Here is a 26,602-nt window from a genome sequence, read left to right on the forward strand (position 1 = left end):
ACCGGGCCGCGGCTTGCCGCGCAACTCCCGGCCGCGGGGCGCCGGTGCTTCGGCCGCGTGACGGATGCTTGCTCCGGCCGAGCAGGGAGACCACGCGCCCAACCAGGCACGGTACGGAGCCGAACCCCTCCACCACCCGCTAACCTCTCCCACATGTCTGGGAGTCGGCTTGGTCGGTTGAGTCTTCGCGCTGATGCGCTCTACTGCTTGCTCGTCGGGTTGCTGGTCGCCTCGACCGCGCCGCTGACCGCCACCGCGGTGCGGCTGCCGGAAGGTGTCGTGCTCGGCATCGGCCTGGCCGTCGTGGTCTGGGCCGGCCTCGTGTGGCGGCTCAGCCTTCGCCCGGCGGCGGGAGGGCTCCGCCTGGTGCTCGTGGCGAACGTCGTCGCGGCCTGTGCGCTGGCCGTGGCGTCCGTCACCGCGGCGAGCGTCCTCGCCCTGCTCACCCTAGCCACGGTCGCCGCAGACGTCGCAGGATTCGCCGGCAGCCAGGTCCTCGCCCTCCGGCGACTGACCCGCGAATTGTGATGTGGGTTGGGTTGGAGTGGAGGTCGCGGGAGGCGTCGCGCGGGGGTAAGGGGTGGGGGGCGTCGCGCAGCGGGTTACTGGCGAGACGCGACCACGCAGCACCCGGTTCCTCCCACCCCGCACCGCCAACCACGAACCCCGCGGCGCCAAGGCGCGCGCGAACGCGCCATCCTGCGCCGCTCCCTCAGGAACGCCCTCTAACCCCGCGCCGCTCCGGCGACAGGCAACGATGCTCGACCGCGCTCCCGGCCGGTGTCACCATTCCGTCACCCATCCCGCGTCACCCATCCCGCGTCACGCATCTCCTGTAGCGAGGCCCGAGCCCGCGCAGACACACCCACGTACGAGCCTACGATGAGCGGTATGGCTAGTGAAGGAACCCAACTCCCCTCATCCGTATGGCCAGTTCTTCACTACGACGACACGAAGGCGGCCCTGCGCTTCCTCGTCGACGTGTTGGGCTTCGCCGAGGTGGTCGCGGCGCCGGATGAGCACGGCGAGGTCGGGCACGCCGAGTTGCGCTGGCCCGGGGGTGGCGCGCTCGTGTTCGGGTCGACCCGGCATACGGACAGCGTGCACGGGCGGATGCGGGCCGGGACCAGTGCGGTGTACGTGGTGAGCGACGACGTGGACGCGGTGCACGGGCGGGTGGTCGCCGCCGGAGGCGAGGTGCTGGAGCCGCCGCACCGGACCCGGTTCGGGTCGGGCGCCGCGGCGTATGTGTGCACGGTGCGGGACCCGGAGGGGAACCTGTGGACCTTCGGCACCTATCGCGGTCCGGCTCCGGCTTGACGACAGCCCCGCGTCATGGCGTCCAGACCGGCCCCCAGGCCAGGTCGGACCACGTCCAGGCTCACGTCAGCTCCAGGCCGCCGTCGATGGTCAGGATCTGGCCGGTGAGCCAGGTCGTGGCCGGGTCGGCGAGGCGGAGAATCCAGGCGGCTACCTCGGCGGGCTCGCCGCGGCGGCCGAGGGGGATGCGGGCGGCCTCCGTGCGCTTGATCTGCTCGACGGTCTCCTCGGGCAGGCCGGCGGCGGCCAGCGCCTGACTCTCGGTGGGGCCGGGAGCCAGGGCGTTGACGCGGATGCCGTCGGCCGCCAGCTCCACGGCCCAACTGCGGGTGAGGTGCTCCAACGCCGCCTTGGAAGCGGCGTAATGCGCGGCGCCGGGCAGCGGCCGGTGCCCGTACGTGCTGGAGACGTTCACGATCGAGCCCCTGGCGTGGCGCAGGTGCGGCAGGGCGGCGTGGGCGAGCAGGCTGGGCGCGGTGACGTTGAGGGCGAACAGGGCCGTGATGCCGTCGGCGGTGGTCTCGGCCACCGGCATCAGCCTGGTGGCGCCGGCGTTGTTGACCAGCACGTCAAGCCGGCCCCACCGCCGCGTCGCGGCATCGATCACGTCCGCGGGCGCACCCGGGTCGCACAGGTCGACGGGGTGCGCGACGAACCCGGCGTGGTCGGCGCCGGTCTCGGCCAGGGCGTCCGCCCGGCGGCCCACGCCGAGCACGTGGGCCCCGGCGCGGGCGAAGGCACGGGCGGTGGCGCGACCGATCCCCGATCCGGCACCGGTCACCACGACGACCTTGCCGGTGAAGTCTTCGAGCGGCTGAGCGGACACCATGACTCCTTCGTTCGATGTTCGTGGAACGTCGAACAAGCTAACATGGTTCCATGAAGCGAGCACCGCACCCCGAGCCGACCGAGATGGGCCTCATCGAGGTGATGACGGCGCTGAGCGACCCGATCCGGGTCGGGCTGGCCCGGGTGCTCGCCGACGGGCGGGAACGCGGGTGGGGGGAGCTCCGCGCCCCGGTGGCCAAGTCGACACTCAGCCACCACCTGCGCGTCCTGCGCGACGCCGGTGTCACCCGCACGCGACAGGAAGGCACCCGCTGCTTCGTCACCCTGCGACGCGACGACCTGGACGCCCGCTTCCCCGGGTTGCTGGACGCCGTACTTCAAGCTGCCCACAGTGACGACATCGGTGACCAGGTAGGTCTCGCCGCCCCGACGGCCGGCGCCTGACCGACACCGAGCACTCCTGGTACGCGTTGGGTGGGTGCGGTTCAACCACCCAGCACACCACCCGGCACACCGCGCACCACACCCATCCGCACGCCACCCGCCATCCGTTGCCCCCCACGCCAACCCGTGCTTCCCGAGGGGCGACAGCCACCTTCCGGCTGCCTGCCGCCCCCGGGGACTGAGACGTCAGCGGGTGACGTCCACGAAGATCGGGTTGGTGTAGAACCACGTGTCGAGCCACGGGTCACCCTTGCCCGGCTCGTGGGGGAGGGGGCCGTGCGGGTCGACGCTCGCGCCGAGGAAACCCGCCCCGTGGCGCTTGCCGTCACTGCCGCGCAGCCGCAGGTAGAACGGCTGGTCCGCGCGGCCGACCGGGATGCGCAGGGTGTACGTGCCGCGGCGGCCGTGCACGTCGGAGGTGTGGACGACCCGGGTGTCCGGGGCGCGCCAGGCATCGCGGTCGGCGACCGGGCCGCGCACCGTACCGCGGATGACGTCGACGTGTTGCAGGCGCGGCAGCACCCCGTACGGGTTGCGGCGGGAGGCCGCGGTCACGGTCACGGTGAGGGTGAGTCGCTCGCCCCGCCGGGCGCGCAGCCGGCCACCGAGGGTGGCGCTGTGTCCCCGCTCGCCGTGCACCTTGACGTCGATGCCGTCGATGAGGTGGCCGTGGTCCACCCAGACCCGCCCGGCGCGCAGCCCCTCCATCACGTTGCGGTAGCCGTACCGGGTGACTCCGACGTGCGTACGGCTGAACTGGCCGGGCCAGAAGTCACCGCCGGGCTGCGGCTCGGTGGTGTTGTACGGGTCGGGCAGCCGACCGGTGTTGTCGAAGTTCTGCCCGGGCTGCCATTCGCCGTTGACCCAGGTGTCCCGGGCGACCCGGTGCACGTCGGAGTTGGAGGTGATGGTGAAGAGCTTGCCCTCGGCCAGCATCGCGTCCCACAGGCCGCCCACGGTCGCGGTCGCCCAGTCGAACCCGCCGTAGGTGACGTACGCCTCGCGCGGGTAGCCGGGCCAGGAGTCGGCGGAGGGCGAGTTGTTGTACTCGCCGCGGACGCTGGTGTCCGGGTGCCAGCCCGGGATCGCACCCGCCTGGGCACCCGGGGCGCCCTCCATGCCGATCATGATCTCCGGGGCGGCGTCACGCCAACCGCGCAGCTCGTGCGGGGAGTCGATGCCGAGCCGCATCGGGTGGTTGGCGAAGACCAGGACGTCGTCGACGTACCGCGTACGACGCTGCTCGGCCAGCCACTTGAGGGCCTTGACCGCGTGCGCCTCGTTGCGCGGGGTGTCGGGGTGGGTCGGGCCGCCGGCCGTGTAACCCAGCAACTTGCCGTCGAAGGCTTCCTCGAAGCGGGTCAGCAGATCGACCTCGTGCCGCCCGGGCGGCGAGAAGACGGTGCAGTGCTCGGCGCCGGGGATGTACCACTCCAGGCCCTGGAAGATCAGCATGCGCCGGTTCTCGGCGCGGGCCCGCAGGATCTCACGGTGCTCCCGCGCGGCCCCGAACTTGGCGTGGCCGACGTTGCTGTGCTCGGTGAACACCATCCAGTCGAGGCCGAACTTCCGCCCCGCCGCGGCTATTTGGGAGAACGTGTACTTGGCGTCGTGGCTGTAGACGGTGTGGTTGTGGTGGTCACCGACCAGGTAGACCAGGTTGGGGGCGTGGCCGTGCCCACCGCCGTGGCCGGGGCCGTGACCATGACCCCCGCCGTGCCCGCGCCCGTGGGCCAGTGCGGGGAGCGGCAGCGAGGCAGCGGCGAACCCCGCCCCGAACAGGCCGGCGCGACGCATCAGCCCTCGACGGCTGAGCCCCTGCGGGTCGAGTGATTCCGCGGGCACCTGGGGGTCCGCCCATTCGGGCACAGGGTGGGTCATGACGTGCGGTTCTCCATCGGTTAGGAAGATTTCGTGCACCGAGGAGGATTTCTGGATTACGGAACGACTAGATGAATCACGGACGAATTTCGCGGACCGTGGCCATGGGGTGCCGGCGGAGATCGGCACATGGTGCGGCCCCTGTGATCGGGGCGTCACTGCTGGTCAGCGCAGAGGGGCGGCAAGGGCTGATGGTGACGGCACGCTCCCGGAGCGTGTCCACCCGGGCCTCGTACGCGGCGTCCGTCCGTAGACGAAGCGGGCGGAGCGGGCGGAGTAGGTGGACCGGGGCCGTACGCGGCGCTGAGCTCGTACGCCCGCCCGGGGTCACCTGCTTGCCCACGGCCGCGCGCCGCGCCTGCTCCGTGGCGCGGCCCCGCGGCGGGTACGGGCGGGTTCCGGCCTGCGGCGGACTAACGGTCCGCGGCGGTACGAGGGCACCGGCCCGCACGGCCGAACCGGAACCGGCATCGAGCCCCGGCCCACGGCGGCGCGGGCGCGCGGGGCTCACCGACCCCGGTCGGGGGACGCGCAGGTGTGTCGGCGGAGCCGCCCCACACTCAGCCCTTGGCGTCCCGTGCCGCTTGCTCGGCCTTCTCGGCCTTCTTCGCCTTCAGGCGGACGGCCTCCTTGCGCACCTCGGCCTGCGTGGCGCGCTCGCGCTCCAGCCACTCGGGCCGCTCTTCCTTCAGCGCGTCGATCTGCTGCGTGGTGAGGGGCTCGGTGACGCCGCCGCGGGCGAGGCCCGACACCGAGACACCCAACTTCGCCGCAACAACGGGGCGCGGGTGCGGGCCGTTCTGGCGCAGGTCGCTCAGCCACTGGGGCGGGTCGGCCTGGAGGGCGTTCAGCTCGGTGCGCGAGACCACGCCCTCCCGGAATTCGGCGGGGGTGGCGTCGAGGTACACACCCAGCTTCTTCGCCGCGGTGGCGGGCTTCATGGTCTGGCTCATGGGTTAAGGGTAGCGAGCGATTGCGCAAACACTGACCACGGCGGGCGCACCGCCGCCCAGGCACTCTGGTGTGTCGGTCGCTGACTACGGCCGGTAGTCTGGCGAGGTGACAGGCTCGGAAGACTCTCCCGCGTTCCGGCTCGCCTACGTACCCGGGGTGACGCCCTCGAAGTGGGTGCGCATCTGGCACGAGCGGCTGCCCCACATCCCCCTCACCCTCACCCAGGTGCCCGCCGCAGAGATCCGCGCGACCCTGCGCGCGGGCGAGGCCGACGCGGGGTTCGTCCGCCTGCCGGTCGACGGGGACGACCTCAGCGCGATCCCGCTCTACGAGGAGACGACGGTGGTCGTGGTCCCCAAGGACCACCTCTTCGCAGCGGCCGACGAGGTGGCCGTGGCCGATCTCGCCGACGAAGTGGTGCTGCACCCGCTGGACGACACCCTGGACTGGGAACATCCACCGGGACGCGCCGCGCGCGAACGCCCCGCCACGACCGCCGACGCCGTCGAACTGGTGGCGGCGGGCATCGGACTGCTGATCGTCCCGCAGTCCCTGGCCCGGCTGCACCACCGCAAGGACCTCACGTACCGCACGATCACGGACGTTCCCACCTCCCGCGTTGCGCTGTCCTGGCCGCAGGAGGCCACGACGGACCTGGTGGAGGACTTCATCGGCATCGTCCGCGGCCGTACCGTCAACAGCACCCGAGGCCGCCGCACCGAACCCGAGCCCAAAGCCAAGCGCGCAGAGAAGGGCGGCGCGCGACGACAGCAGCCCACCGGCGGCAAGGCCGGCGGCAGAGGCACTGGCAAGGCGACGGGCAAGCCGTCCGCGAAGAACGCCCGCCGCGGCTCCGGCAGCCCCAAGGGCAGCAAGCCTCGGCGGAGGCCGTAGGGCTGCCCCTCGTCTCGATCGCGACCGACTCTCTCTTCGGGGTTGTGGCCACCACCCTCGACTGCTGTCCCGATGGCATCGCGGTGGTGGGTTACGGCTGTCGCCCAGCGAGGTTGGCGGGTTGGGCCTGCGCGGCGGACCTTTTCGGGCCCGGTGCTCCTGGCGCGGCTGCGCTACTGGGCCGCACCAAGGTTGGCCGGACGGGCCGTCACACGAGCGATGGCCACCGGTCGGCGGCCCACGCCCACCATCCAGACCACCCCGGAGGCGGGCCTCCCAGCTCATCCCCATCGAGTTCCGCGGCGTCGGGCTCTTCGAACAGCGTCCTCCAGTGCACGAGGTCCGCCTCGCTCATTGCGAAGGTCTGACCAGGGGCGGTGGTCGACCGGCGATGGGCTATCCGCGCGCGTTGGGTCTCATGGTCCACCGGCACGTACACGAGTCGACAGGACGCGCCCACTGACATCGCGAGCCAGCGGATCGCGGACCTCTCGTCCCGAGACCAGCATCCGAAGTCCAGGACCACGTTCGTTCCCAGCTTCAGCGCCTCCAGCCCAAGCCAGAGCAGCCGTCCTTCTAGCACGTCGCGCTTCGCTTCCGGCTGCGGGTCGCCGAACAGCGGGAGCAGCCACTCATCCGGCGTCAGCCGCAGCGCGCTGCGCTCCTTGGCGAGCCGCCGCGCTCTCGTGGTCTTTCCGGCCCCTGGCAGGCCGACCATCAGGAACAACGTCGTCACCCCCCGATCGTGTCACGGCCCGAGAGCTCTTGAGCGCGTTGATCCGGCCGCAACCCTGCGCAACGCCGCCCGGGCGAGGACGCCGGACGATGCCCCACGGGCGGCGTCCACGACGGCTTGGCCCCGTGCCGTAGTAGGTGCCTGCGTACGCACTCCACACCGCACCCCGACGCCGGGCAGGCCCCTGGGCCTGACCGCAGCCACGAACCGAAAGGCCGCACAGCGCCCAGCGTCCAGCGGGGAAGCCCGTCAAGCGGAATTACGGCTGCCGCGGCTGAATATCTTCGTAGGAGGTCGTCAAGCGTGTGGTGGGGCGAATTGAGAAGGCGCATTCCGTGGGGGTTCGCCTGGTAGGTCGATTCGGCTCTGGCTGGTTTGATTCCATGGGATTTCTGGTTCTTGGATTTCAGTCGGCGGAACCATGGCCACGTGTCTCACGTCCCTGCCCTTGACCGTGCTTCCACACCATTCGAGATCAATGCACTGCTGGGTACGCCTCTCCTGCCGACCTCGGCACAACTATGCTCCGGAAAGCAGGCTTCCCTAGGAAAGGGGCAGGCGCGGAATCAAGGTCGTTCGATGCCCCTCAGGGGGAAGGGCGTCGGGAACGGGGTGGCAGCGGAGTGCCCTTCCCGTGAATACGGTGCATGGCGAACTGTCAACGGGGGGCTTCTGTATGGCGTTCAGAGGGATGTCGAAGGATAAGGCGCGCAAGCTTTCTGCCGCGTTGGACGTCGCCGATGGGGCACTCTCCATCCAGGGGCCGCTGGTCTCGGGAATTCTCGCCAAATGGGAAGGTGACCAGGGGAATCTCCAACGATTACGCCAGGATGCATCCTGGTCTCGTGATCAGGCCAAGGACATACGGCAGCGGCTCAGGATCCTGGATATGGATCCCCACGCCCAACTCATGCTCATAGGGCTCACCGGCGTGCTTAAGACCTGGCAGGAGTACCAGGAACACAAAGGTGATGTCGGCGCGTACCAGGACGAGTTTAAAGAGCTCAAGAGGAACGTCACGACGCCCCTCCAACTCACGAAAATCGCCTCGGGCATCGAAGCGTCCCTCCAGTTGTACCAGCGCTGGGCACAGGGGCAGAACGTGGCGGGAGCCAAGGCGGTCCTTGAGCTGAACAAGTACTTCGGCCAGACGGGCGACCGGCTGAAGATGAAGAATATCGCTTACATGCGGGAACTCTTGAGACTCCAAAACATCGAGGGGATCTACCAGCAGCCGTGGAAGTGGCAGCAGGGACTCCGTACCTTCCTCACCACCAAACTGCGGATTCCGCTGCCGGCGACGCTCCTCAACCAGGCACCGGGGCTCAGCATCCTGGACCGGATCAGCCTGCCGTTGGCCGTCACCCACGGGGTCAAGGAAATGATCAAACCTGACCACAAGGGGGTGCTGGGCGGCTTCGATCGCGGCATGGGCCTCGTGGAGGCGGGCGGGGCCGCCGCGGTGCTCGGCGGATCCGCCGCGGCAGGGGCCCTCGGCGCCAGTGCGACGGTCGCGGCGGCGGTCCCTGTCGTCGGGTGGACGGCGCTCGGCGTGGCCGGCGCGTACTTCCTAGGCACGTGGGCCTGGGACAACAGGGAAGCGATCGGCAGAGCAGCTACCAATGCCTGGAACGCGACGAGCAAATGGGCAGGCGACGTAGGGAAGAAGGCAGAAGAGGTCGCGGGCGCAGCCAAGACCGCAGTCAAGAAGGTGGGAGCCAGCGCCGTCAAGAAGTGCAAATTCTGGTAGGGGGCGACTCCATGATCAGACAGCCCCTGCCCGGTGCACCACGTAAACGGGGCCAAGGCCGCAGTCCCGGCCCCGCGTCTGTGGGCGGAATCGCGATGCCGCAAGGGCACGACGGTCCGCAACGATGACAGAGCCTCAAACCGATCCGAGGAGCCGACATGGCGAACCCCGAACTCGACATGGAAATCGACAAGCTCCGCGAAATCGTGGGCACGGCACTCGCCGAAGGCGGTACCCAACCGCTCATCAAACTGACGGACGAGGAACTTGCCGTACTTGACCCGAGCGCCATCGAAGACGTCGTGGCGCCGGCACCGCACCTGGAGACGCTTTCGGAAGAACAGCGCGAGTGGGTCCTCGCGACCGCGCTGCGTTCGCTGGTCTCCCGAGGTGCGGTTGACGTCACGAACATCGCCGAACTCGACGCCGTCCTCAAATCCGACGGAACGCGGTCGCGTCTCACCGCGGACGTGGACATGCGGGTGACGCCGGAGGTCAACATGGCGCTGACCCTGCGGCGCACGGCCGCACGGGCTCTCGCCGTCGAACAGCAGACCTCCGCGGGCAGCGTGACCGCTTTCGTCTTCGTACACTCCGCTGAACTCATGTTGATCGAACAGGTCACCGGTGGTGGTCTGCACATCTTCACGCTTGCCAGCAAGGTGCGCGACGCCGCCAGAATCATCCAGGCACTGGTGGACCCGTTCGGAGCGGCAGACCGGGACGGAAAGGCGCTGCAACTCGAACCGTCGGCGCTGACGGCCGCCACGGTGGACAAGCGACTGGCTTCCGTGATCGACGCTTCTCTGGTGGTGAGCCAGTTGATCGTGCTCGCCGATGCGCCAGGTCCGCTGCTCACCACGTACGCGACTGGCCGCGAGTTATGGGCGGTCAACGTGGACTCGCCACAGGCCCCGACCGGCATCACGGCACAGGCGGTCAGCGAACGCACCCTTGAGAAGCGCATCATGACGTTGTTGGGACAGCCGGCCGGCTGAGAAGCTCCTGGGAGGGGAGCCAGAGGGGGAATCGTGAGCGATCGAGTCGAAGAGTGCAGAAAAGACCTCAACAACCTCAAACGGTTCGCGGACGAGATCGACAGAACGCTGGACGCGGTGGACGCCGCATCGGGCACCGACGCCTGGCAGGGCCCCGCCGCCGAGAGGTTCCGTACGGAATGGAGCGGCCGGAGGAAGGCGATCCACGGCGCACTGGAGGCCGCACGGGGCCAGTACGACGAGATCCTGCAACGCGTACGAGAGGAGGAACAGAAGAAGTCCGGCCCGCCCAAGTAGCGTGGGACGTAACCCACCCCGCCCACCCGAGCCCAGCCCGCCCACCCAACACGACCGTCCCGAGGTGTCCCGATGGCCGATGCCAACTCACCCGTCTACGAAGCCCACTTCGTGCGAACACCTTTCCAGCTTCTGGGCGGCATGAAGTGGAAGAAGCTCGTCGCCTTCCGCGTCGATGGGGAAGGCGTGCTGCTCGGCGGTGCTCCGGCACGGTACGAGCGCCAGCTCGCCTCCGTACCCTGGAGTGACATCACGGCCATCGTGGTGTGGCACCAGCGCACGGCCGGCAACGGGATCAACCACATCGGCGTGCAGCGCAACCCCGGAGCACCCGCGCTGCCCGGCATGAACAGCCACCTCAGTCGAGTGCAGGCAAAGAGCGTGGCCCCCCATGTCGACTATGAACTCTTCCTGGCCAGCCGCCCCATCAACTTCTGGCGGCTCGATCCGCAACGCCTCCAGACCGCGGTGGACGCGTTCGCCCCCGGGGTCCCGGTGCTGGTGTACTCCCAGCCGCATCTTTCGTAGCTTCCGCCCGGCCGACCCGTACGGCACGGACGCTCGTGGTCGGCGGGCCACCGGGCCACCGGGCCACCAGGTCACCGAGTCAGCGCGAGCAGCTCGTCGACCGCCGCAGCATCACCCCCGCCACTGAGGTGGGCGATCGCGGTGAACGGTGCGATCACCCGGCTCCAGGCGTGGAGCCGATCGCCATCGAGTCCGCACGCCGCCGCCACCCGCGCACAGCGGGCCTCGACGCCGTCCAGCCCGGCGCCGGCGAGGACGTAGTCCACCGCGTCGAAGCAGGGATCGCCGACACAGGCCTTCGGGTCGATGGCCATGAGCCCGCGCCTCGCACCGCCGTCGAGCACGTTGCCCAGGTGCAGGTCGCCGTGGAGCAGCACGGTGGTCGTCTCCGTCGCCAGCAGCCGGTCGCAGCGTTGGACGGCCAGGTCCCATGCGGGGGCTGCCAGCCGTGCACGTACCGCAGGTTCCGACAGCCGCCTGCCGACCCGGGCGAACGCCTCCTCGCACCGCCCGCGCAACACCCGCCCCGGCAGCGGAGGCGGAGTAACCCCGTGCAAGGCGGTGAGCAGCTCCGACCACCGTTCCGGAAGCGACGCAGTGGGCAGGTCCTCGGCCGGCGTGCCGGGCACCACGTCCTCCAGCAGCATGGCGCCCGCCTCTTCGTCGGCGGCCAGCACGGCGGGTACCCGGCCCGAGGCGCTGAACCACCCCAGCATGCGGACTTGCTCGGCCAGCAGGGCTCGTTCCGGACTGACCTTCAGCACGGCGCGCGTGCCATCGGGCAGGTGGCACCGCAAGGTGACCGACGAGGCGCCGTCCGGGAGGAGTTCGCCGAAGGTGAGCCCCCACCGACCCGCCAGCCGCGCGACGAGATCAGGCACGCCGGCGCACCATGGCGTGACCTGCGGACCGAACCGACGTACCAGGCGCGCGGTCACGCTCTCGACATCCACCAGCAGTCGTGTCATGAGAGCAGTGTGGCGCTCTCTCCCTCTCCGCCTCACCGTCTTTCTGCCGCTCACGGTGAGGCGATTCGACGAAGCGCGCGGGCCCGGCCAATCACGCAACCTTCGGGCTGGCGCCGAGCCCGCCCCGCTGCCTGCCTACGATGCACCAAGCCCGCACCACAAAGGAGTTGGAGTACCCGTGGCCGAGGTGATCAACCGGCAGACCATGGAGATCCTGGTCGACTACTACGGATTCGCCCTTCAAGAGGCGGACGAATCGCAGATCCCGGCTCCGTTCCCAGAAGGCCGCGCTTACCCCGGCACGGCATTCCTGATCTCGCGCCCCATGCGTGTCGACGTGGACAGCGCCGGGCACACGCACGAGGCCCCACTGGCCGTTGAGGTGTGGGACGGGGAGCCGCCCGTCGACCACGCCGCAGAGTGGGAAGCGCGGGGCGAGATCACCATGGCTTCGCCCACCGGACAGCTTTCGGTGTGGGTGATTGCCGGTCGGGTGGGGGAGCACATCGAGTTGGGGCGTACGAAGACGACCTGGCGGGTGCGGATCTACTGCGCGGGGCGCAAGAAGGTGGCCCACCTGGCTCAGTTCGGAGTGCCGGAGGGCGTGGAGAGGTACCTCGTGCAACTCTGGCCGGTGACGTGACAGCGAGCCACTTCCTCTGGACATAGGCTCCGCCAACAGCAGAGCGCCCCGCACCGCTACCGCGTACGCCACGCCATCGGCAACGAGCCCTTTGAGGCCGGCCCGCCACCGTAACCCTGAAGACCACCCACACCCGAAGCACCCACGTACGAACAAGACCACGTACGAACAAGACCACGTACGAGAAGACGCCCCCACCCTGACCGCGTCACCCGAACAACCCCGCACCAAGCGGGCGTTGGGCATCGAAGCCCGGGAGGATCAGGAACGTCGCGCTGGCGCTCGTGGTCGTGAAGGGCAGCAGCGCGTCGGAGTTTTCCATGTGGGTGAGGGTGGCGGTGAAGGTCCGCAGGTCGTTCTGGAAGCTGATGAACAGGAGACCGGGGGCCGGCTGGTCGATGCTGTAGGAGCGGCGGAGCATCAGCCCGACCCCGACGGCGGTCGCATGTGCTCTGCGCGCGTGGGCCGTGGCGGGGACGAGGTAGCGGCCGTCCGGGGTCTTGGCGCCGAGTTCGGGGCCTGCGGCGGCGCTGCCGCCGGAGAGCGGGACGCCGGTGGCCCGGCGCCGGCCGAACACGGCCTCCTGCTCGGCCACCGACAGGGCGGCGAACCGCGGCAGGTCCAGTTCCATGCGCCGCAGTACGGCGATGGTGCCGCCGGCGACCGCGGGTGGCCCCGCAAGCCACAGGTCACGCCGCTGTTCGGCGCCGCTGTGCGGGCCCACGATGCCGTCGATGAAGCCGAGCGGATTGCGGGGCGCGGTCAGGCCGTCGCCGACGGGGACGTCCGTACCGCGGTGTGCGGACTGGCGCCAGCGTTCGCGGACGCGGTCGCCGGCCCGGTCCAGGAGCGCGGCGGCGGCGACCGGCAGGAGCAGCGCGTCGCTGGCGCAGACCTGGAGCAGCAGGTCACCGCCGCGCGCCTGGGGGGCGATCCGTTCGCGGGAGAAGCGCGGCAGGTCGGTCGTGCCGGGCAGCGCGGCACCCGCCGTGCGGACGAGCCGCGGGCCGACGCCGACGGTCACGGTGAGGTCCCCCGGGGCCAGGCCGAGCAGCCGCGGATCGGACCCGGCGGTGAGCGTACGAATGGTCTGGCCGAGTTCGGCCAGGAGCGGACCGGGAGCCACCCGGGCGCCGAGGTCGGCCACCACGGCGAGCAGATGCGGCTGCGCCGGCCGGGGGAGCGTGATGCCGGCCTGATGGCGGCCCGTCGCTGAAACCGCGACGGGCGCGGCGCCCGTCGCCGGGGCACGCCCGTCCCGCGAAGGCGAGCCCGAGGAACCAGGGGAGTCCGCCGTGCACCCGGCGGCCAGTCCGACGGCCATCACCGCGCCGGTGACGTCGAGGAACGTACGGCGTGACGGGTGCTGATCGGCTCGGCGCATGGTGCGCACAGTGCCACAAGCAAGGGGGCTCCCGCGGGTCAACTCGACCATTTTGGCGTTGAATTCGGCGCCGTGCCAGACTGGGATCATGCCTCGATTAGCTCTTCGCGTGGTGGCGGCGGTAGTGGGCACGCTGGCCCTGGTGGCCGGCTGTGGCGGCGATGGTGACGACGGGGGCGAATCGAGCGAGGGCCGGCGTCCGGCCGGTTCCCGGGTGACGATCCGCGTGCCCGCCGACGCCCCGACGATCTCGGCCGCGGTGTCCCTGGCCCACCCCGGTGACCTGGTGCTCGTCGCGCGGGGCGTCTACCACGAGTCGGTGAAGATCGACAGGCCGCGCATCACCCTCCGCGGGGTGTCCCGGGACCAGGTCGTTATCGACGGCCGGTTGCGGCAGCCGAACGGCATCGTCGTCTCGGCGCCGGGGGTGGCGGTGCAGAACCTGACCGTGCGGCACAACACCCAGAACGGGCTGCTGATTACCGGCTCGGCGAAGGCGGCTGCCGGCCTGCCGGGCACCAGCGGCGGCTACGACACCGGCGACGAGCCCGTCACCTTCTTGAAGTCCTTCCTGGTCTCCCATGTGACCGCCACCCGCAACGGCCTGTACGGCATCTACGCGTTCTCCGCCCAGAACGGGGTCATCGAGCATTCGTACGCGTCGGGCGGCGCCGACTCGGGGATCTACGTCGGGCAGTGCAAGCCCTGCAAGATCGTGGTGCGGAACAACGTCGCCGAACTCAACGCGGTTGGCTTCGAAGGCACCAACGCCAGCGAAGACATGTACGTGGTTGGCAACCGCCTGGTCGGCAACCGGGTCGGACTCACCACCAACTCCGACCACCAGGAGAAGCTGCTTCCGCAGCGGGGCTCCGTCATCGCGGGCAACCTGATCGCAGCCAACCAGCAGTCCGCCACCCCGGAGCAGGCCGACGGCGGGTGGGGCACGGGCGTCGGCGTCGACGGCGGCAGCGACAACCGGTTCGTACGCAACCGCATCAGCGGCAACCGCACCGCCGGACTGGTGATCACCGCGACCGCAGACCTGCCCCCGGTCGGCAACCAGATCGTCGAGAACACCTTCGCCGACAACGGCGTCGACGTCGGCTGGACGTTTCCCACCGCCACCCGCGGCCGGGGCAACTGCCTACGGGACAACGAACTGCGCAGCACCGTTCCGGCCCGGCTCACGCGGACCGCGTCCTGCCCGCTGCCGGCTGGCTCGCCCTCCTCACCGGCCGGCACCTGGACGGCGCCGCCGGCACCGGGCGGCATCCCGTTCAGCGAGGTCGCGGAGCCCGCCCCGCAGCCACAGTTCCCCGCCGCCACGACCACCGGCGCCACCACCGTCCCGCCCGTACCGGCGCTGCCGAAGACGGAGGACATCCGGCTGCCCGCCGATTCGCTGCTCGCCGCGAACGCGCGGGTGCAGACTTCCTGAACCGCGGCTACCGGCTGAACTGCGGCTACCGGTGCGTGGCGGCCTGGGGGAGCGGCGTAACCGGGGCGTAGCCGTGGGTGTCGAAGTCGATGACCACCGGCTCCGGCTGCGACCCCACGGTGGCGCGGACCCGGTACATGGTGCCCTCCGAGTCGATCCAGTAGCGCACGTTCCCCGCCGTACCGGAGCGGTCGGGGGAGGAAGGCCCGGCCATCACGTCCAGCCGGCGCCCGGCCACCCGCTCCCGCCCCCACCAGGCGGCGCCGTTCTGCGGCAGCAGCTCGGCGTTGTCCGGCCGATCACCGCCGAGCCCGAGCGCGATGGACAGGGCGGTGTCCAGCGCGCTGCCCGCCTTCAGCAGCGGCCGGTCGTGCCAGCCCGCGCGGGGCGGGGTGGCCGGGGCCTGCGCCGGGGCCCGGGTCATCGGGCGGACGTGCACGGCGGTGGGCGTCCACTGGACCAGCCCGCCGCTTGATTCGTTGCGCCCGGTGCCATGCAGCACGCCGTAGCCGATCTTGCGCCGGTAGTCGACGGATGCGGTGACGGTCAACTCGCCCGTGGCACCGGGCACGTTGATCGTCACGGCGCGGCCCTGCGCCTGGTAGTTGCGGAAGCGGGTGATGGCCAGCCGGCTCGCCTCGTCCGCCGTCAGCGGGCGGGGCCCGTCCGGGCCAGAGTCCTCGTCGGCGACCAGGAGCACGGCCACCGCGGTCGCCGCGGCCACCACGAGCGCGACGACGCCGACGACGACCTTCGCGCGGCGCGAGCGCGGCCAACGACGCCGATCGGCCGCGCGTGCCGGTGGGGCTTGCCGGGTTGCCGCGTTCCGTACGCGGTTCGACGCTGACACTCTCTCGTCCATCCTTTCGATCACCGGGCGCCGCCGGCCGCCGCGGCCCGTGGCGGCACTCGGCGGCAGACGACGCCAAGGCCGGCCCCTATGGGACCGGCCGAGGCGTGATCGGCCCGGCCGCGCCGCCCTCGTGGGGCTGGACGGGCGGGCCGATCACCGTCGTACGGATCGCTCAGTGTTGCCGGGCGCGCCGGTTGCGGGTGACGAACACGATGGCCAGACCCGATCCCACGAGGAGACCGACGAGGCCGATCATGCCCACGACACCGGACGTACCGGTGTTGGCCAGCGAGCCGCCGCCCCCGTCGTGCGGGGCCGGCTGGTTGGCCGGCGGCGCGGGTGGCGGCTGGGCGCCCCCGGGCGGCGCCGGAACCGGACCTGAGGTGGTGGTCGGCGTGGGCACCGGCGTCGAGGTCGGTGTGGACGTGGAGGTGGGTGCGGGGGTGGGTGTGTCGGTCGACGTGGGGGTGGGAGTCGGCGTTGAAGTGGCGGTGGAGGTGGGCGTCGGGGTGGGCGACGGGGACGGAGTGTCCTTGTGGATGTAGACCCCGGCGTCGATCGTGTGGTCCACGCCGCCCGCCGTGGCCGGCGCCGTGACGGGCGCGGTGCCGTCACACAGCGGTCCGCTGGTCGGCGGCGTCACATTGGAGTCGTGCACCCGGTCGGAACCGACCCGCGGCAGGGTGAACCGCAGTTCGCTCGCCGGGGGTTGCTCGGGCACCTGGCTGGTGTCCGCGGTGCACACGTCGAACTGCACCGTGTACTTCGCGCCCGGCGTGAGCTCGTACTCGGCGCCGACACCGCCGAAGTAGTACTCGCCGGCGGCATTGGTCTTGGTCGTGGCGACCTGCTTGCCGTCCGCGTCCCGCAGGTTGATCGTCGCCCCGGGCAGCAGCACGTGCCCCGGGTCCTGGACGCCGTTGTGGTCGCCGTCGAACCACACGACGTTGCCGATCTGGATCGGCGCGTTGGCCGCCGCGTACGCGATGTCGCCGAGCCCGCCGGCCTTGCCGAACCCGCCCTGGCCCCGGTTGACGAACTCGAACCCGTTGCCCTTCGGGTCGTTCCCCGGGCCCTGGCCCGTCGTGATGTCGAAGTACCCGGTGCCCGAGGTCGCGACGTCCACGACCGGGTCGAACTCCGTGCTCGCGACCCACTGTTGGCGCGGGATGTACGCCACCGACCCCAGCGCGGTCTCCTGGTGCGCGGTGGTGTAGTAGTCGCCGGGGAAGTACTCGACGACGCCGGCGGGTTGGCCGCCGCTGTTCGCCGGGGTGGCGTGGTTGGGGCACTTTTCGGTGCCTTCCCACTCGTACTCACCGGTGGCCGTCGCGCAGACCATGGTGATGTCACCACCGGACATGCCGTTCTCGGGCGTGTCGTTCCCCGGGCGGGGGTCCAACCCTCCCCAACCGAGCACGTCCATGAACCGGTCGCGGAAGCCCAGGATGATCGACCCGTCGCGGGCGAAGGCGAGGGAGGCGAGTTCCGGCTGCGGATCGATGAAGACGTTGCCCGCCTTCCGGTCGTCCCAGGTGGCCAGGCTGGTGTTCCACGGGTTCCAGTGGGTTGCCTTGTCACCGGTGCCGAAGACGCTGCCGCGCTCGGCCGTCAGCGGGTGGCTGAGCACCGTCTTGAACCGCTTGCCGTCGTAGGTGGCGACGTAAGCCTTCAGATCCGAACGCTGCTGCGTGCTCTCCGCACTGCACACACCGCCGACGTACAGGGTGCCGTCGTGCACCTGGAGGCCGAACGGCCGCCAATCATCGCGGCTCGCACACCCGGGGTCCGGGATCGCGACCGTCGACTTGGGCGATGCGGCGGTGTCCCCCGTCGCATCGAAACTCACCAGGCTGCGGCTCTTCAGGTTCACCGCGTACAGCGTGGCGCCGTCGTCGGACAGGGCAAGCCCGCCGATGCTCTCCTTGCCCGGTGCCTCGGTGAAACCGCCGTCCTTGATCAGGTTGGCGGAGTCGTGCTGCGTCACCGCGGCGCCCGGCACCCGCGCGAACGGCTTCGGCGCACCCGAGCCGTCCACCGGAACGGTGTAGATCGCGTCCCCGCCGCCGGGCCCGTACGCGGCGTAGCGGCGGGCGAAAGCGCCCTGGAACAGCCGCTTGCGCCCCGTGTCGTACGCGAGACCGAACGTCGTGCCCACCTGATCCTGCGTGGCCAGCGTGGTCGGGCACGCCACATCGGTGGGACAGGTGCCACGGCTCTGGGTGCCGAACGCCACCAGCGCCCGCTTGTCGGTCCCGTTGGCACCGTTGTGGACCGGAACGAAGTACCGCGAGTCCGGCAGCGTGTAGTCGGCCGGATTCCACACGCCCGTCACCACCGAGGCGTCCTGCCCGTCCGACACGTCCACGAACGACGTGAAGCTGTCGAAGTGGTTCTCGGCCGTCGAAGCCGGCGCCGCCCGCAGATAGCCGTCGTACGGCGCCGGGACGCTGACGTCGACCCGGTAGTGGCCGCCCTTCAACTCGGACGACTTCGACACCACGACCTTCCCCGTGGCGTCCGTGACGCCGGTGACGACGTGCCCGTCGGGGTCGGAGACCGCCACCTTGATGCCCCGCTGCGGCACGTCCATCGCCGCGTTGACCACGCCGGTGCCGAAGAAGTCGCGCAGCACCGCGACCGTCAGCGTGCCGTCGGATGTCGAGGCGGACGCCGGCCCGGCCGTCGCCCCCACTGCGCCGCCGGCCACCAGGAGGACGGACAACCCGATGCGCCCCGACGAACCCGCAAGTCTCCGGACTAACCGGTGCGAGTCTGTGTCGACTCGGTTCATGGCATCACACTCCACACTTTTCTTGACTTCTCTTGTTATGTCTTGTCATGCCTTGATGTGAATACGAGACATCCGCTTCTCGCAACGCGGCCACTTCATGCCCCTGGCGCGGACGCCGATTGCGAACGTCACGGAAGGAAACGGCCCACCGTCATCACGTGGGCCGTTCTGTGGTGATCGCCTGGGGTATTGCGGATGAGCTGTGAGCACCGGGGGCAGGGAAACCACACGCACGTTCACGATCTCGGATGGACCCGCCCCGGGCTGCGTGGTCCAGCAGCTCCAGCACGATGCCCACCCCTCTGCTCCCGCCCTCGGCCGCACCGGCCGCCATCGTGAGCAGCGCACGATATCCTATCTTCTGAAGTCACGCAGCCACCAGCAAAACCCCTCGTATCAAACGCCGTTCCGGGATAGCCGTCGTCGCCCGGAGAATGACGGCGGGAGGAATGTCGAGGTGGCGCGGTGGCCGAATCTCATCCCCCGTAATCCACATCGAGCGGGCGGCATACCCCGGGACCTGCCGCTTGCGGCAGAGCCGCGGCGCAGTCAAGCCACTTTCCCCCCGCCCCTGCCCGACTGGCGTGTCATACGGGCCAGTTGGCGGCACGCGGCGGTGCTCCACCGGCCGGGCCCGCGCGCGGTGCGGGAGCCCGGGGCGTACGGTTGCGGCCGGGGGCGCGACGCGTACGAGCGGCGCCATGGAGGGCGGTCGTAGCCCCCGGAGTTCCGCGGTCCATAATTGCCCCGGCCCCATCGGGTCACGGGCGTTGCGGGGCAAGACGCGGGAAACAGCCGAGCGCCGTGGATTTCCCGTCCACGAGAGCAGTCATGGAAGAAATGGTGCTGGTGGCTGCGCTTTCGATTCCGCCCCTGGGGCCGCTAAGGGAAATTCGTGGCAATGGCGCAGCCCGATTTTCCAGGTCCGAAAGTGCGTTCCCTGAACCGCCGGACCCGTACGGTCGTGTTACGGGCCTGCGCATTCCCGGCCGGAGCCACCGGCCGGCAGGAAGCACACGCGCAGCGCGGCGCGGTCGGGGCCGCCGATCATCCGCGTGAAACGGTAGATGCCCGTATCGGAGGCCCGCGTGACGACCAGGCGCCGCGGGTGCGCGCCGGGCGCGGTGATCTCGACGGCGTCACCGACCTTCGCGTGCCAGATCCGGCCCCACGCGGCCGAGCAGACCGTGCTGTACCTGATCTCCACGCGCGCGCCGGTCACCGTGCGGTGCTGCGGGCCGAGCGAGATCACCCGGCCCGGCAGACCGCAGGACATCTCGTCGGGGTCCTTGCCGTCGCAGGTCCGGCCCTGGCAGCCGGGTGCCGGATCGAGCGGCGGCGCCGCCGGGCTCGCCGGCGGCCCGCCACCCAGACCGCGCAGGGCCGGCACCGCCAGCAGTGCGGCCGTCGCCGTCGCGACCACGCCCACGGCCGCGGCGAGCAGCCACTGCCGCCGCGCCCTCGCCGGGCCTGTCGCCGCGCCTGCCAGTACAGCCGCGTCCCGCACACTATCTGCGTCAGCGGCCCCGCCCGTATCGCCCGTACCGGAGACGGGAGCGGCAACGGGCGCGGCAGCGGCGGTCTGTTCGGCGGGCCGGGCGTGGTGGGCGCGACCGCTCCACTCCGCGTCCGCCAGCTCCCACAGCGCAAGCAGCCGCCCGGCAGGCTCGCCGGCCACCGTGCACAGCGCGTCGACGGCCTGGCGGGGCACCGGGCTCTTGCCGTTGAGGTAACGCGCCCAGGAGGACTTGCTGTACGCGGTGCGCTCGGCCAGGGCCGCCAGGCTCAGCCCCGTCCGGGCCTTCATCTCGCGCAGCCCCTCGGTCAGCGCCACGCACTCGGGAGCCGGGCCGGTCAACCGCGCAGCTCCTGCCAGGTGTGCGGCCCCACGATGCCGTCGGCCGGCAACCCGGCCTTCTTCTGTAGGCGGACCACGGCAGCGATGGTCTGCTGCCCGTAGATCCCGTCGACGGTGCCCGGGTTCAACCGGTGGTGGCGCAGCAGGCACTGGGCCTCCACCACGTCCCACCCGGGACCGGCGAGGACGGCCGTGCGCGTGGTGCTGTACCCGGCGAACAGGCCGCCGCCCGCCCCGCCGTCGCGCCGGACGGGGCAGGAGTAGGTCTTGCCCGGCCGGAAGAGGTACTTGCCCGGCCCTCCCGCGGTACTGGTCGGCGAGGTGCTCGGCAGCGGAGCGGTCGCCGCCGCCTTCACGCGGCTCGTCGTGCCGCCCTCCTCGTCCCAGGGGGTGGCGATCACCACGCCGGTGCCGACCCCCAGGAAGGCGGCGGCCAGCACGGCGGCCACGGCGACGGACCTGCGCACGCTCAGCAACCGCGGGGCGCCCTGCGCGGCGGGCGCATCCGCGGCGGGCCCGGGCGTCTCCGTCGACACCGCGGCGAATTCGGGCGTGTCCCCGGGCCCGACCTCATCCTGCTCCGTTGCTTCCTGTCGGTCCGCGTCCATCACGTGGTCCGGCGGCGCGGCCGAAGCCGACTGCTGCCACGCCTCCTTGGCCACCTCGTGGAGCACCAGCAGCCGCACCGGGTCGGCCCCCGCGGCCCGCGCCAGCTCCTCCACCGCGCGCTGCGGCGGCAGCGCCTGGCCGTTCAGATAGCGGTCCCACGAGGACCGGCTGTACCCGGTCTTGGCCGCGAGCGCGATCACGCTCAGCCCGCTGCGGTCCTTCAACCGCCTGAGCTGTACGACGAGTTGCTGGACCCGCTGGTCCAGAGAATCGGGCAATGCCTTCCAACGCGGCATAATTCCCCCCGTTTGCCGTCAACGGTCCTCAATGCTCTCACTGCCGTGCCCTGTTGGTACACCGCGCGTGGGTCATGGAACACGTACCGGCGGGACACGCCCCATGCTTTCGGCCAGCCCGAAGCCGCCGCGAGAGCCCGTACCCCCGTCCCACGGCTGCCTCATCCCGCCCGGCGTCAGGGCAGGTCAGGAGGGGGAACGTCTCGCCGTGGCCCCAACTGGTCGGCCGGCCTCGCGGCGGTGCCCGGCCCGCGGGCAAGCTCAGTGCCGACAGCAGGACGGCGCGCTCCACACCACGCCGTCCGCTCGATCCACGGGGAAGGACAACCAGACATGAACGCACGCAAGCGGTTCACCATGGCCGGCCTGGCGGCCGTCATGAGCATCGGCGGCCTGGGGCTCGCCACGGCGCAACCGGCCTCCGCCGAAGGCGCCTGCACCGACTGGCGCGTCATCCAGGTCGACCACAACGCGGCCGGCCTCAAGTACCGGGAGTGCGACCGCTACAGCGGCGACCGTACGCAGACCAAGGCGCAGCTCTACCTGTGGGACAACAAGCACGACGGCAAGGTCGCCCAGGGGTACACCGCGACCGGCTCGAACAAGGGTGGTTCCTGGCACCAGAGCTGGGAGCGCTACTACGCATGGGGGAACGAGAAGCACCACAGTCCCCTGATCGACACGGGCTGGCACAAGGGCCACGACGTGAAGGTGCTCCTCAAGGCGACGCAGGGCTGACCGCTCGGCCCCGGCAGACCGGATTCCGCGGCGTCGTCGCAGCCGGCGGTCACGCCGCGGAACCGCAGCGCGCCCCCCGCCGGGACCGCCGGGTTCTGGCGGTGGGCGCCTCGGGCGCGAGCGGGGGAGCGTTGCCGGCACGCGACGGCGGCCGTTCCGGCCCGAAGCTCTGGAATGGCCCTGTCGGCAGGGGCGTTGACGCAACTGCTGGGCGGCCGTAGCGGCTGGGTGGATCACGGGGGTGTACACCCAGCCGCCGTACGGGGGGCTCGCCGACTGCTGCCCGGGCCGGCCGCGTCGCCCGCAGTGGCACGTCGGGCACGCGGCCCGCCCGGGCGGTGACAGCGGCTCGGCCCCGCCCCCCCGCCCGGCCGCACCTCACCGTTCCTGGAGCCAGGCGGTGGCTTGGAAGGGGAGGGCCACGAAGAGGGTGCCGCCCAGGAGGTTGCCGAGGGTGGTGACGCACAGGTTGGTCAGGAGGCCGTGGCTGCCCAGGCCCCAGTCGATGGTGGCCGTGGGGGCGGAGGAGTGGAAGAGGGGCAGGAGGAGGGGGAGGCCGAGGAAGCCGACGTTGGCGATGACGTGCTGGGTGCCGCCGATGACGAACGCGAAGGGGCCGTAGAAGGCGAAGGCCATCCGCGCGCCTTCGGTCCGCACCTTGAAGTACAGGCACATCGAGGTCTGGAGGAACCAGGTGCACAGGACCGCAAGGAGCAGCGCGGTCCAGAAGGGTTGGTCGGCCTTGGCGGCGCCGAGGGTGGCGGCGCGTTCGGCGAGCGCGCCGAGGTAGGGACCGCCGGCCGCGGCGCAGACCAGGATGAAGACGAACGCGCCGACCGTGTTGCCGATCAGGCCGATGGCGAGCAACCGCAGGTAGTGGGGGACGGTCAGCCGCCGTTGGAGGACGGCCAGGGCCCCGGCGGCCATGTCGGCGGTGCTCAGCGACATCCCGGACATCAGGATGAGGACGAAGGACATCCCGAAGGCAAGGCCCATCAGCAGGCTGGCGATGCCCGGGGTGGTGACGCCGGTGCTGACGATGAGGGAGAGCAGGACGCCGAAACCGACCATCGCACCGGCGACCAGGGAGCGTACGAGCAGTGCATAGGGGTGTGCGGCCTTCTCGATCGCCACATCGGCGATGCGACGGACCGTGGCGCCGACGCTCAAGGGCTCGATCGGGCCGTCGACCGGCGGTCGGGTGGGTGTGGGTTGCGGCTCTGGCGACGTGGCGAGGGCCGCCGGGGACGGGGCGGTGGGGGACACGGGGGTGGGCCTTTCGGGACGGGGCTTGGGGGAGGGGTGGACTGTGGGGCTGGTGGGCGGTCTTGGGTGTGGGCCGGTACGCGGTGACCCGGTGCGCTGGCCCGTGCGCGGTGACGCGGTGTGTGGGCTGTGGCGGGTGTTCGGGTCTTCGGGGCCTCAGGCGTGGGTGGCGAGTTCCCAGCGCAGTTGGGCCTCCGACGGGGACTGGAGGGGGATGAACGCGGCCTCCCGGTAGCGGCGGTTGGCCGGGGTGCTGCCGGCGTACCCTTTGCCGCCCGCTGTCCTGATCTCCAGCGCGGTGGCGGCCGTGGCCAGTTCCGCCGCGGTCAACCGCAGCGAGAGAAGGTCCTTCTTGCCCGGTGTGCTGTGCCCGCCGACCGCTGCGGCCAGGTCCGTCAGGGTGGCTTCGGCCCGTGCCAGGTCTGCTGCGACCCGATCGGTTTCGGCGGCGAACACCGCGTTGACACCGGCGAGTTGGGCGCTGGCCTGGTCGATGCCGGTCCGGGCGAGTCCCAGGCACATGGCCGTCTGGAGCAGCAGGAAGGTGGGGCGGACCGCGGCGAGGAAGCTCTCGAAGTCGTGGCTGAGCACCTGGTCGTGGGGGACGCGGGCCCCGTGGAACCGTAGGGAGGAGGAGGCCGTGCTGCCCATGGCCAGCAGGTCGAAGTGCTCACCCACCCGCACGCCTGGCGTGCTCAGGGGCAGGGCGACGATCAGCCGCTCACCCGCCTCGGTACGGGCCGCGGTCACCAGCGTCGCGTCGGGGTGCAGGTTGCTGGCCCAGCGCAGCGGGCCGGACAGCTCGTACCCGCCGTCGACCGGTGCGGCGGTCACCTCGATCGTTCCGCAGCCGGCCAGGTCCTTGAACGCGGGGGCCATGCCGGTGACGCCGAGGGTGGCGCCGGTCAGCAGTGGTTCCACCGCGGTGGTGGCGAAGGGTGTGTCGGCGGTCAGCAGGTACTCCACGACCATCCGGTGGGCCCACACCGAGAACGCCGTGCTCATGCAGACTTCGGCGATCTCCCGGACGACCTCGGCCATCTCGGGCAGGCGCCCGTCCGTGTTGCCCGGCGCGCCGAGGCCGAGGTGCCCTGCGGCGCCCAGGTCTTCGAAGCTGCGCCGGGACGAGGCGTTCCCGTGGTCCAGCGCGCCGGCGTGCGCCCGCAGGTCGGCGAGGAGTCCGGCATCGAGGACGCGGGGGGTGGGTGGGGTGGTCGGGGTCATGTCGGCGCTCCTGTACGGCGCGGTCGTGGGCGGTGGGACGGCGCGGGTTGCTGCCGGTCGGAGGGGTGGGGCCGGCCCTCGGAGTGGGGCTGGCTTGTCGGATGGGGCCGGCCCACCGGGCGGGGCCGGCTCGTCGGCGCCCCGGTGAGCGGGACACGCGTCGTGGGGTGTGTCGGGTGCGACCCGCTGGCGGCGGGCGGCTTGCCGCGCATCACTCGACCACCAGGGTGGAACCGACGGCCGCCGGCCGGCGGAAGGTGTTGACGACCGGCGACCACGCGATGGCGTTGTCGTGGATCTCTTGCAGCGTGGTCGCATCGGCGTCGCCGGCGAGCGTCACCTTGCAGCGGACGTCGGTGAAGCCGAGCACCTTGCCCTCGGGGATGTCACCCACCCCCCACACGGCTGAGATGTCGATGTCGCCTTCCATCTCGACCTCGATCTTCGTGAGGGTGACGCCCCGGTGGGTCGCGTTGGCGAGCATGCCCACCGAGATGCAGGAACCCAGGGCCGCCAGAGCGGTCTCCGACGGGTTCGGCGCGGCGTCGTCACCCAACAGCGCGGGCGGCTCCCCGACCAGCAGCGGAGCGAGATCGCGTACGTAGGTCACATTGCGGAATCCGGACTCGCAGACGGTCTTGGCCCGGACCACCTTCTTGCCGGTGCTGGGGTCGGCCTTCGCGTTGCACGAGAGCTTGTCGAGCCCTTCGGCGTCGATCACCAGGGCGTTGTTGATCGTGGTCATGATGAGTTTCCCTCACGTGGAGAAGTGGGCAGGACGGCCTGGCTCGGCCGTTGCTGACAGGTTGCTGGTGGGAAGGTTCCGCCGAAGCGGCCCGGGGGCGCGCTGTCGTACGGGAACGGTCGCGGGCCTTGCCGGAGCCTTTCGGGCGGCGAGCCAACCCACCGAACGCGTCCCCTGAGGAACCGTGTTGCGTGATCGTTGGGTGTCTCACGATGTGAAACAAGGCGAGGAAGTTATGCGCCTGCCCATACATGGAGAACGGTGCGAGTGGCGCGGCGAGCGGTCGAGCAGGGGTCGCCGCAGTGCGCTGCGTTGAGCGTCAACGCAGCGAAAGTTCAGCGACAGACGGCGCTTGCGACGCGGCGCAGATCAAGGTAGCGCCGCTGGACCAGGAGGAAGACTCGCACAGTCCGGAACCATAACGGATAGACCGGTCGGTCTGCCAGGGGGGAGCGCTATACTCCTCGTCATGTCCATCATGCGAGACAGGCCGGTCCCTGCCGAGCGGCTGCTCGATGCGGCGTCGTCCCTCTTCGCCCGCGAGGGCATCCGCGCGGTCGGGATCGAGCGGATCCTCGCGGAGGCCGAGGTGGCCAGGGCGAGCCTGTATCAGCACTACGGTTCCAAGGACGCGCTGATCGTCGCCTACCTTCAACGGCAGGACGAACTGGATCGCGTGGGGTACGAGCGGGCGGCGAAGGCCCTCACCGACTCCCGCGAGGACCTCCGCGCCCGCATCCTCCTGGTCTTCGACCTCGCCGCGAAGGGCGCCAGGCGGCGACGCTTCCGCGGCTGTCTCTACCTCAACGCCGCGACGGAGTTCCCGCACGCCTCGCACCCGGTCAACGCGGCCGTACGTGACCACCGGCGTCGGCTCGAATCCCTGTGGACCGATGCACTCGCTGGACTGGGCCTCGCCGCGACCGAGTCGACCGTGGCACAACTGAGCCTCCTCTACGACGGTGGCCTCGCCGGCTCCAAGGTCAGCAAGACCACCGCACCGATCCTGCTGGCCAGGGAAATGGCCGCCAGGCTGCTGCCGTACGCGTAGTCGGTGCGGCTGCGGATGTGGGGCGGGTGTTGGTGTGGGGGTTGGTTACGGGGCGGGTTGGCGGCCCCGCTTCGACGAGCGGTGGGTTGGTCGGAGGGTTACCGCCCCGGGTGACAGGTGGGTGTCCCGTCGTCCCACCGC

General features: G+C 70.9%; 26 protein-coding genes. 12 read left to right on the forward strand and 14 right to left on the reverse strand.

Annotated elements, in window-relative coordinates; genetic code table 11:
* Positions 1-177 precede the first annotated feature (177 nt).
* Both ACMA1D_RS13885 and ACMA1D_RS13890 read left to right on the forward strand, forming a co-directional pair.
* A complete protein-coding gene (locus ACMA1D_RS13885; protein ID WP_414724248.1) occupies positions 178-528 on the forward strand; it encodes a hypothetical protein in 351 nt (116 codons plus the stop codon).
* A gap of 363 nt (positions 529-891) precedes the next feature.
* Complete coding sequence (locus tag ACMA1D_RS13890) at positions 892-1,320, forward strand: VOC family protein (RefSeq protein ID WP_414724249.1); 429 nt, start codon at positions 892-894, stop codon at positions 1,318-1,320.
* Positions 1,321-1,381: 61 nt separating this feature from the next.
* Here ACMA1D_RS13890 and ACMA1D_RS13895 read toward each other — a convergent pair whose 3' ends face one another.
* Positions 1,382-2,149: an SDR family NAD(P)-dependent oxidoreductase gene (locus ACMA1D_RS13895; protein WP_414724250.1), complete on the reverse strand. Its 768-nt coding sequence runs from the start codon at positions 2,147-2,149 to the stop codon at positions 1,382-1,384.
* A gap of 50 nt (positions 2,150-2,199) precedes the next feature.
* Between ACMA1D_RS13895 and ACMA1D_RS13900 the strand changes: the two genes are divergently transcribed.
* Positions 2,200-2,553 (forward strand): ArsR/SmtB family transcription factor, encoded by a 354-nt coding sequence (locus tag ACMA1D_RS13900; RefSeq protein ID WP_414724251.1) that lies wholly within the window; start codon positions 2,200-2,202, stop codon positions 2,551-2,553.
* A gap of 186 nt (positions 2,554-2,739) precedes the next feature.
* On the opposite strand, the gene ACMA1D_RS13905 is transcribed toward ACMA1D_RS13900, so the two are convergent.
* Together ACMA1D_RS13905 and ACMA1D_RS13910 are read right to left on the reverse strand one after the other, a co-directional pair.
* Positions 2,740-4,434: a PHP domain-containing protein gene (locus tag ACMA1D_RS13905; RefSeq protein WP_414724252.1), complete on the reverse strand. Its 1,695-nt coding sequence runs from the start codon at positions 4,432-4,434 to the stop codon at positions 2,740-2,742.
* A 560-nt stretch (positions 4,435-4,994) separates the two neighbouring features.
* A complete protein-coding gene (locus ACMA1D_RS13910) occupies positions 4,995-5,387 on the reverse strand; it encodes a DUF5997 family protein (RefSeq protein ID WP_414724253.1) in 393 nt (130 codons plus the stop codon).
* Between the two features lie 106 nt (positions 5,388-5,493).
* Between ACMA1D_RS13910 and ACMA1D_RS13915 the strand changes: the two genes are divergently transcribed.
* Complete coding sequence (locus ACMA1D_RS13915) at positions 5,494-6,282, forward strand: LysR family transcriptional regulator substrate-binding protein (protein WP_414724254.1); 789 nt, start codon at positions 5,494-5,496, stop codon at positions 6,280-6,282.
* A gap of 208 nt (positions 6,283-6,490) precedes the next feature.
* Here the strand turns inward: ACMA1D_RS13915 and ACMA1D_RS13920 are convergent, their stop codons facing one another.
* Positions 6,491-7,018, reverse strand: coding sequence for an AAA family ATPase (locus ACMA1D_RS13920; protein WP_414724255.1), 528 nt, complete (start codon positions 7,016-7,018; stop codon positions 6,491-6,493).
* 691 nt (positions 7,019-7,709) lie between these two features.
* Between ACMA1D_RS13920 and ACMA1D_RS13925 the strand changes: the two genes are divergently transcribed.
* From ACMA1D_RS13925 to ACMA1D_RS13940, 4 genes are all read left to right on the forward strand, one after another.
* On the forward strand, positions 7,710-8,768 hold the full coding sequence (locus ACMA1D_RS13925; protein ID WP_414724256.1) for a hypothetical protein: 1,059 nt from the start codon (positions 7,710-7,712) through the stop codon (positions 8,766-8,768).
* Between the two features lie 158 nt (positions 8,769-8,926).
* The gene (locus tag ACMA1D_RS13930) at positions 8,927-9,766 is read left to right on the forward strand and encodes a hypothetical protein (protein ID WP_414724257.1); all 840 of its coding nucleotides are present in this window, start codon (positions 8,927-8,929) and stop codon (positions 9,764-9,766) included.
* Between the two features lie 33 nt (positions 9,767-9,799).
* On the forward strand, positions 9,800-10,063 hold the full coding sequence (locus ACMA1D_RS13935; protein ID WP_414724258.1) for a hypothetical protein: 264 nt from the start codon (positions 9,800-9,802) through the stop codon (positions 10,061-10,063).
* Between the two features lie 72 nt (positions 10,064-10,135).
* Positions 10,136-10,591 carry a hypothetical protein gene (locus ACMA1D_RS13940; RefSeq protein ID WP_414724259.1) on the forward strand — a complete coding sequence of 152 codons (456 nt, stop codon included), beginning with the start codon at positions 10,136-10,138 and terminating at the stop codon, positions 10,589-10,591.
* Positions 10,592-10,662: 71 nt separating this feature from the next.
* On the opposite strand, the gene ACMA1D_RS13945 is transcribed toward ACMA1D_RS13940, so the two are convergent.
* A complete protein-coding gene (locus ACMA1D_RS13945) occupies positions 10,663-11,559 on the reverse strand; it encodes an aminoglycoside phosphotransferase family protein (protein ID WP_414724260.1) in 897 nt (298 codons plus the stop codon).
* 178 nt (positions 11,560-11,737) lie between these two features.
* Between ACMA1D_RS13945 and ACMA1D_RS13950 the strand changes: the two genes are divergently transcribed.
* Complete coding sequence (locus ACMA1D_RS13950; RefSeq protein ID WP_414724261.1) at positions 11,738-12,202, forward strand: hypothetical protein; 465 nt, start codon at positions 11,738-11,740, stop codon at positions 12,200-12,202.
* Between the two features lie 208 nt (positions 12,203-12,410).
* Here the strand turns inward: ACMA1D_RS13950 and ACMA1D_RS13955 are convergent, their stop codons facing one another.
* Positions 12,411-13,586, reverse strand: a complete 1,176-nt coding sequence (locus ACMA1D_RS13955) for a Dyp-type peroxidase (protein ID WP_414724262.1) — start codon at positions 13,584-13,586, stop codon at positions 12,411-12,413.
* Between the two features lie 88 nt (positions 13,587-13,674).
* Between ACMA1D_RS13955 and ACMA1D_RS13960 the strand changes: the two genes are divergently transcribed.
* Positions 13,675-15,027: a nitrous oxide reductase family maturation protein NosD gene (locus ACMA1D_RS13960; RefSeq protein WP_414724263.1), complete on the forward strand. Its 1,353-nt coding sequence runs from the start codon at positions 13,675-13,677 to the stop codon at positions 15,025-15,027.
* A gap of 25 nt (positions 15,028-15,052) precedes the next feature.
* Here the strand turns inward: ACMA1D_RS13960 and ACMA1D_RS13965 are convergent, their stop codons facing one another.
* From ACMA1D_RS13965 to ACMA1D_RS13980, 4 genes are all read right to left on the reverse strand, one after another.
* Positions 15,053-15,733: a hypothetical protein gene (locus ACMA1D_RS13965; protein WP_414724284.1), complete on the reverse strand. Its 681-nt coding sequence runs from the start codon at positions 15,731-15,733 to the stop codon at positions 15,053-15,055.
* A 319-nt stretch (positions 15,734-16,052) separates the two neighbouring features.
* Positions 16,053-18,575, reverse strand: coding sequence for an SdrD B-like domain-containing protein (locus tag ACMA1D_RS13970; RefSeq protein WP_414724285.1), 2,523 nt, complete (start codon positions 18,573-18,575; stop codon positions 16,053-16,055).
* 1,066 nt (positions 18,576-19,641) lie between these two features.
* Positions 19,642-20,532: a helix-turn-helix domain-containing protein gene (locus ACMA1D_RS13975; protein ID WP_414724264.1), complete on the reverse strand. Its 891-nt coding sequence runs from the start codon at positions 20,530-20,532 to the stop codon at positions 19,642-19,644.
* On the reverse strand, positions 20,529-21,419 hold the full coding sequence (locus ACMA1D_RS13980) for a helix-turn-helix domain-containing protein (protein ID WP_414724265.1): 891 nt from the start codon (positions 21,417-21,419) through the stop codon (positions 20,529-20,531). The genes ACMA1D_RS13975 and ACMA1D_RS13980 overlap by 4 nt, the downstream gene beginning before the upstream one ends.
* A 351-nt stretch (positions 21,420-21,770) precedes the next feature.
* Here ACMA1D_RS13980 and ACMA1D_RS13985 point away from each other — a divergent pair, with 351 nt between their 5' ends.
* Positions 21,771-22,175, forward strand: a complete 405-nt coding sequence (locus ACMA1D_RS13985) for a hypothetical protein (RefSeq protein ID WP_414724266.1) — start codon at positions 21,771-21,773, stop codon at positions 22,173-22,175.
* A 378-nt stretch (positions 22,176-22,553) separates the two neighbouring features.
* On the opposite strand, the gene ACMA1D_RS13990 is transcribed toward ACMA1D_RS13985, so the two are convergent.
* The 4 genes from ACMA1D_RS13990 to ACMA1D_RS14005 all read right to left on the reverse strand — a co-directional run bounded on the left by ACMA1D_RS13990 (position 22,554) and on the right by ACMA1D_RS14005 (position 25,817).
* Positions 22,554-23,345, reverse strand: coding sequence for a formate/nitrite transporter family protein (locus ACMA1D_RS13990; RefSeq protein ID WP_414724267.1), 792 nt, complete (start codon positions 23,343-23,345; stop codon positions 22,554-22,556).
* 252 nt (positions 23,346-23,597) lie between these two features.
* Entirely contained in the window at positions 23,598-24,665 is a 1,068-nt protein-coding gene (locus tag ACMA1D_RS13995; RefSeq protein ID WP_414724268.1) for a hypothetical protein, read from the reverse strand.
* 211 nt (positions 24,666-24,876) lie between these two features.
* The gene (locus tag ACMA1D_RS14000; RefSeq protein WP_414724269.1) at positions 24,877-25,410 is read right to left on the reverse strand and encodes an OsmC family protein; all 534 of its coding nucleotides are present in this window, start codon (positions 25,408-25,410) and stop codon (positions 24,877-24,879) included.
* Positions 25,411-25,745: 335 nt separating this feature from the next.
* On the reverse strand, positions 25,746-25,817 hold the full coding sequence (locus ACMA1D_RS14005; protein ID WP_349996526.1) for a putative leader peptide: 72 nt from the start codon (positions 25,815-25,817) through the stop codon (positions 25,746-25,748).
* 62 nt (positions 25,818-25,879) lie between these two features.
* Here ACMA1D_RS14005 and ACMA1D_RS14010 point away from each other — a divergent pair, with 62 nt between their 5' ends.
* Positions 25,880-26,461: a TetR/AcrR family transcriptional regulator gene (locus ACMA1D_RS14010; protein WP_414724270.1), complete on the forward strand. Its 582-nt coding sequence runs from the start codon at positions 25,880-25,882 to the stop codon at positions 26,459-26,461.
* Positions 26,462-26,602: the final 141 nt, after the last annotated feature.

The organism is Streptomyces sp. 796.1, from assembly GCF_047525675.1.
Taxonomy (GTDB): domain Bacteria; phylum Actinomycetota; class Actinomycetes; order Streptomycetales; family Streptomycetaceae; genus Streptomyces.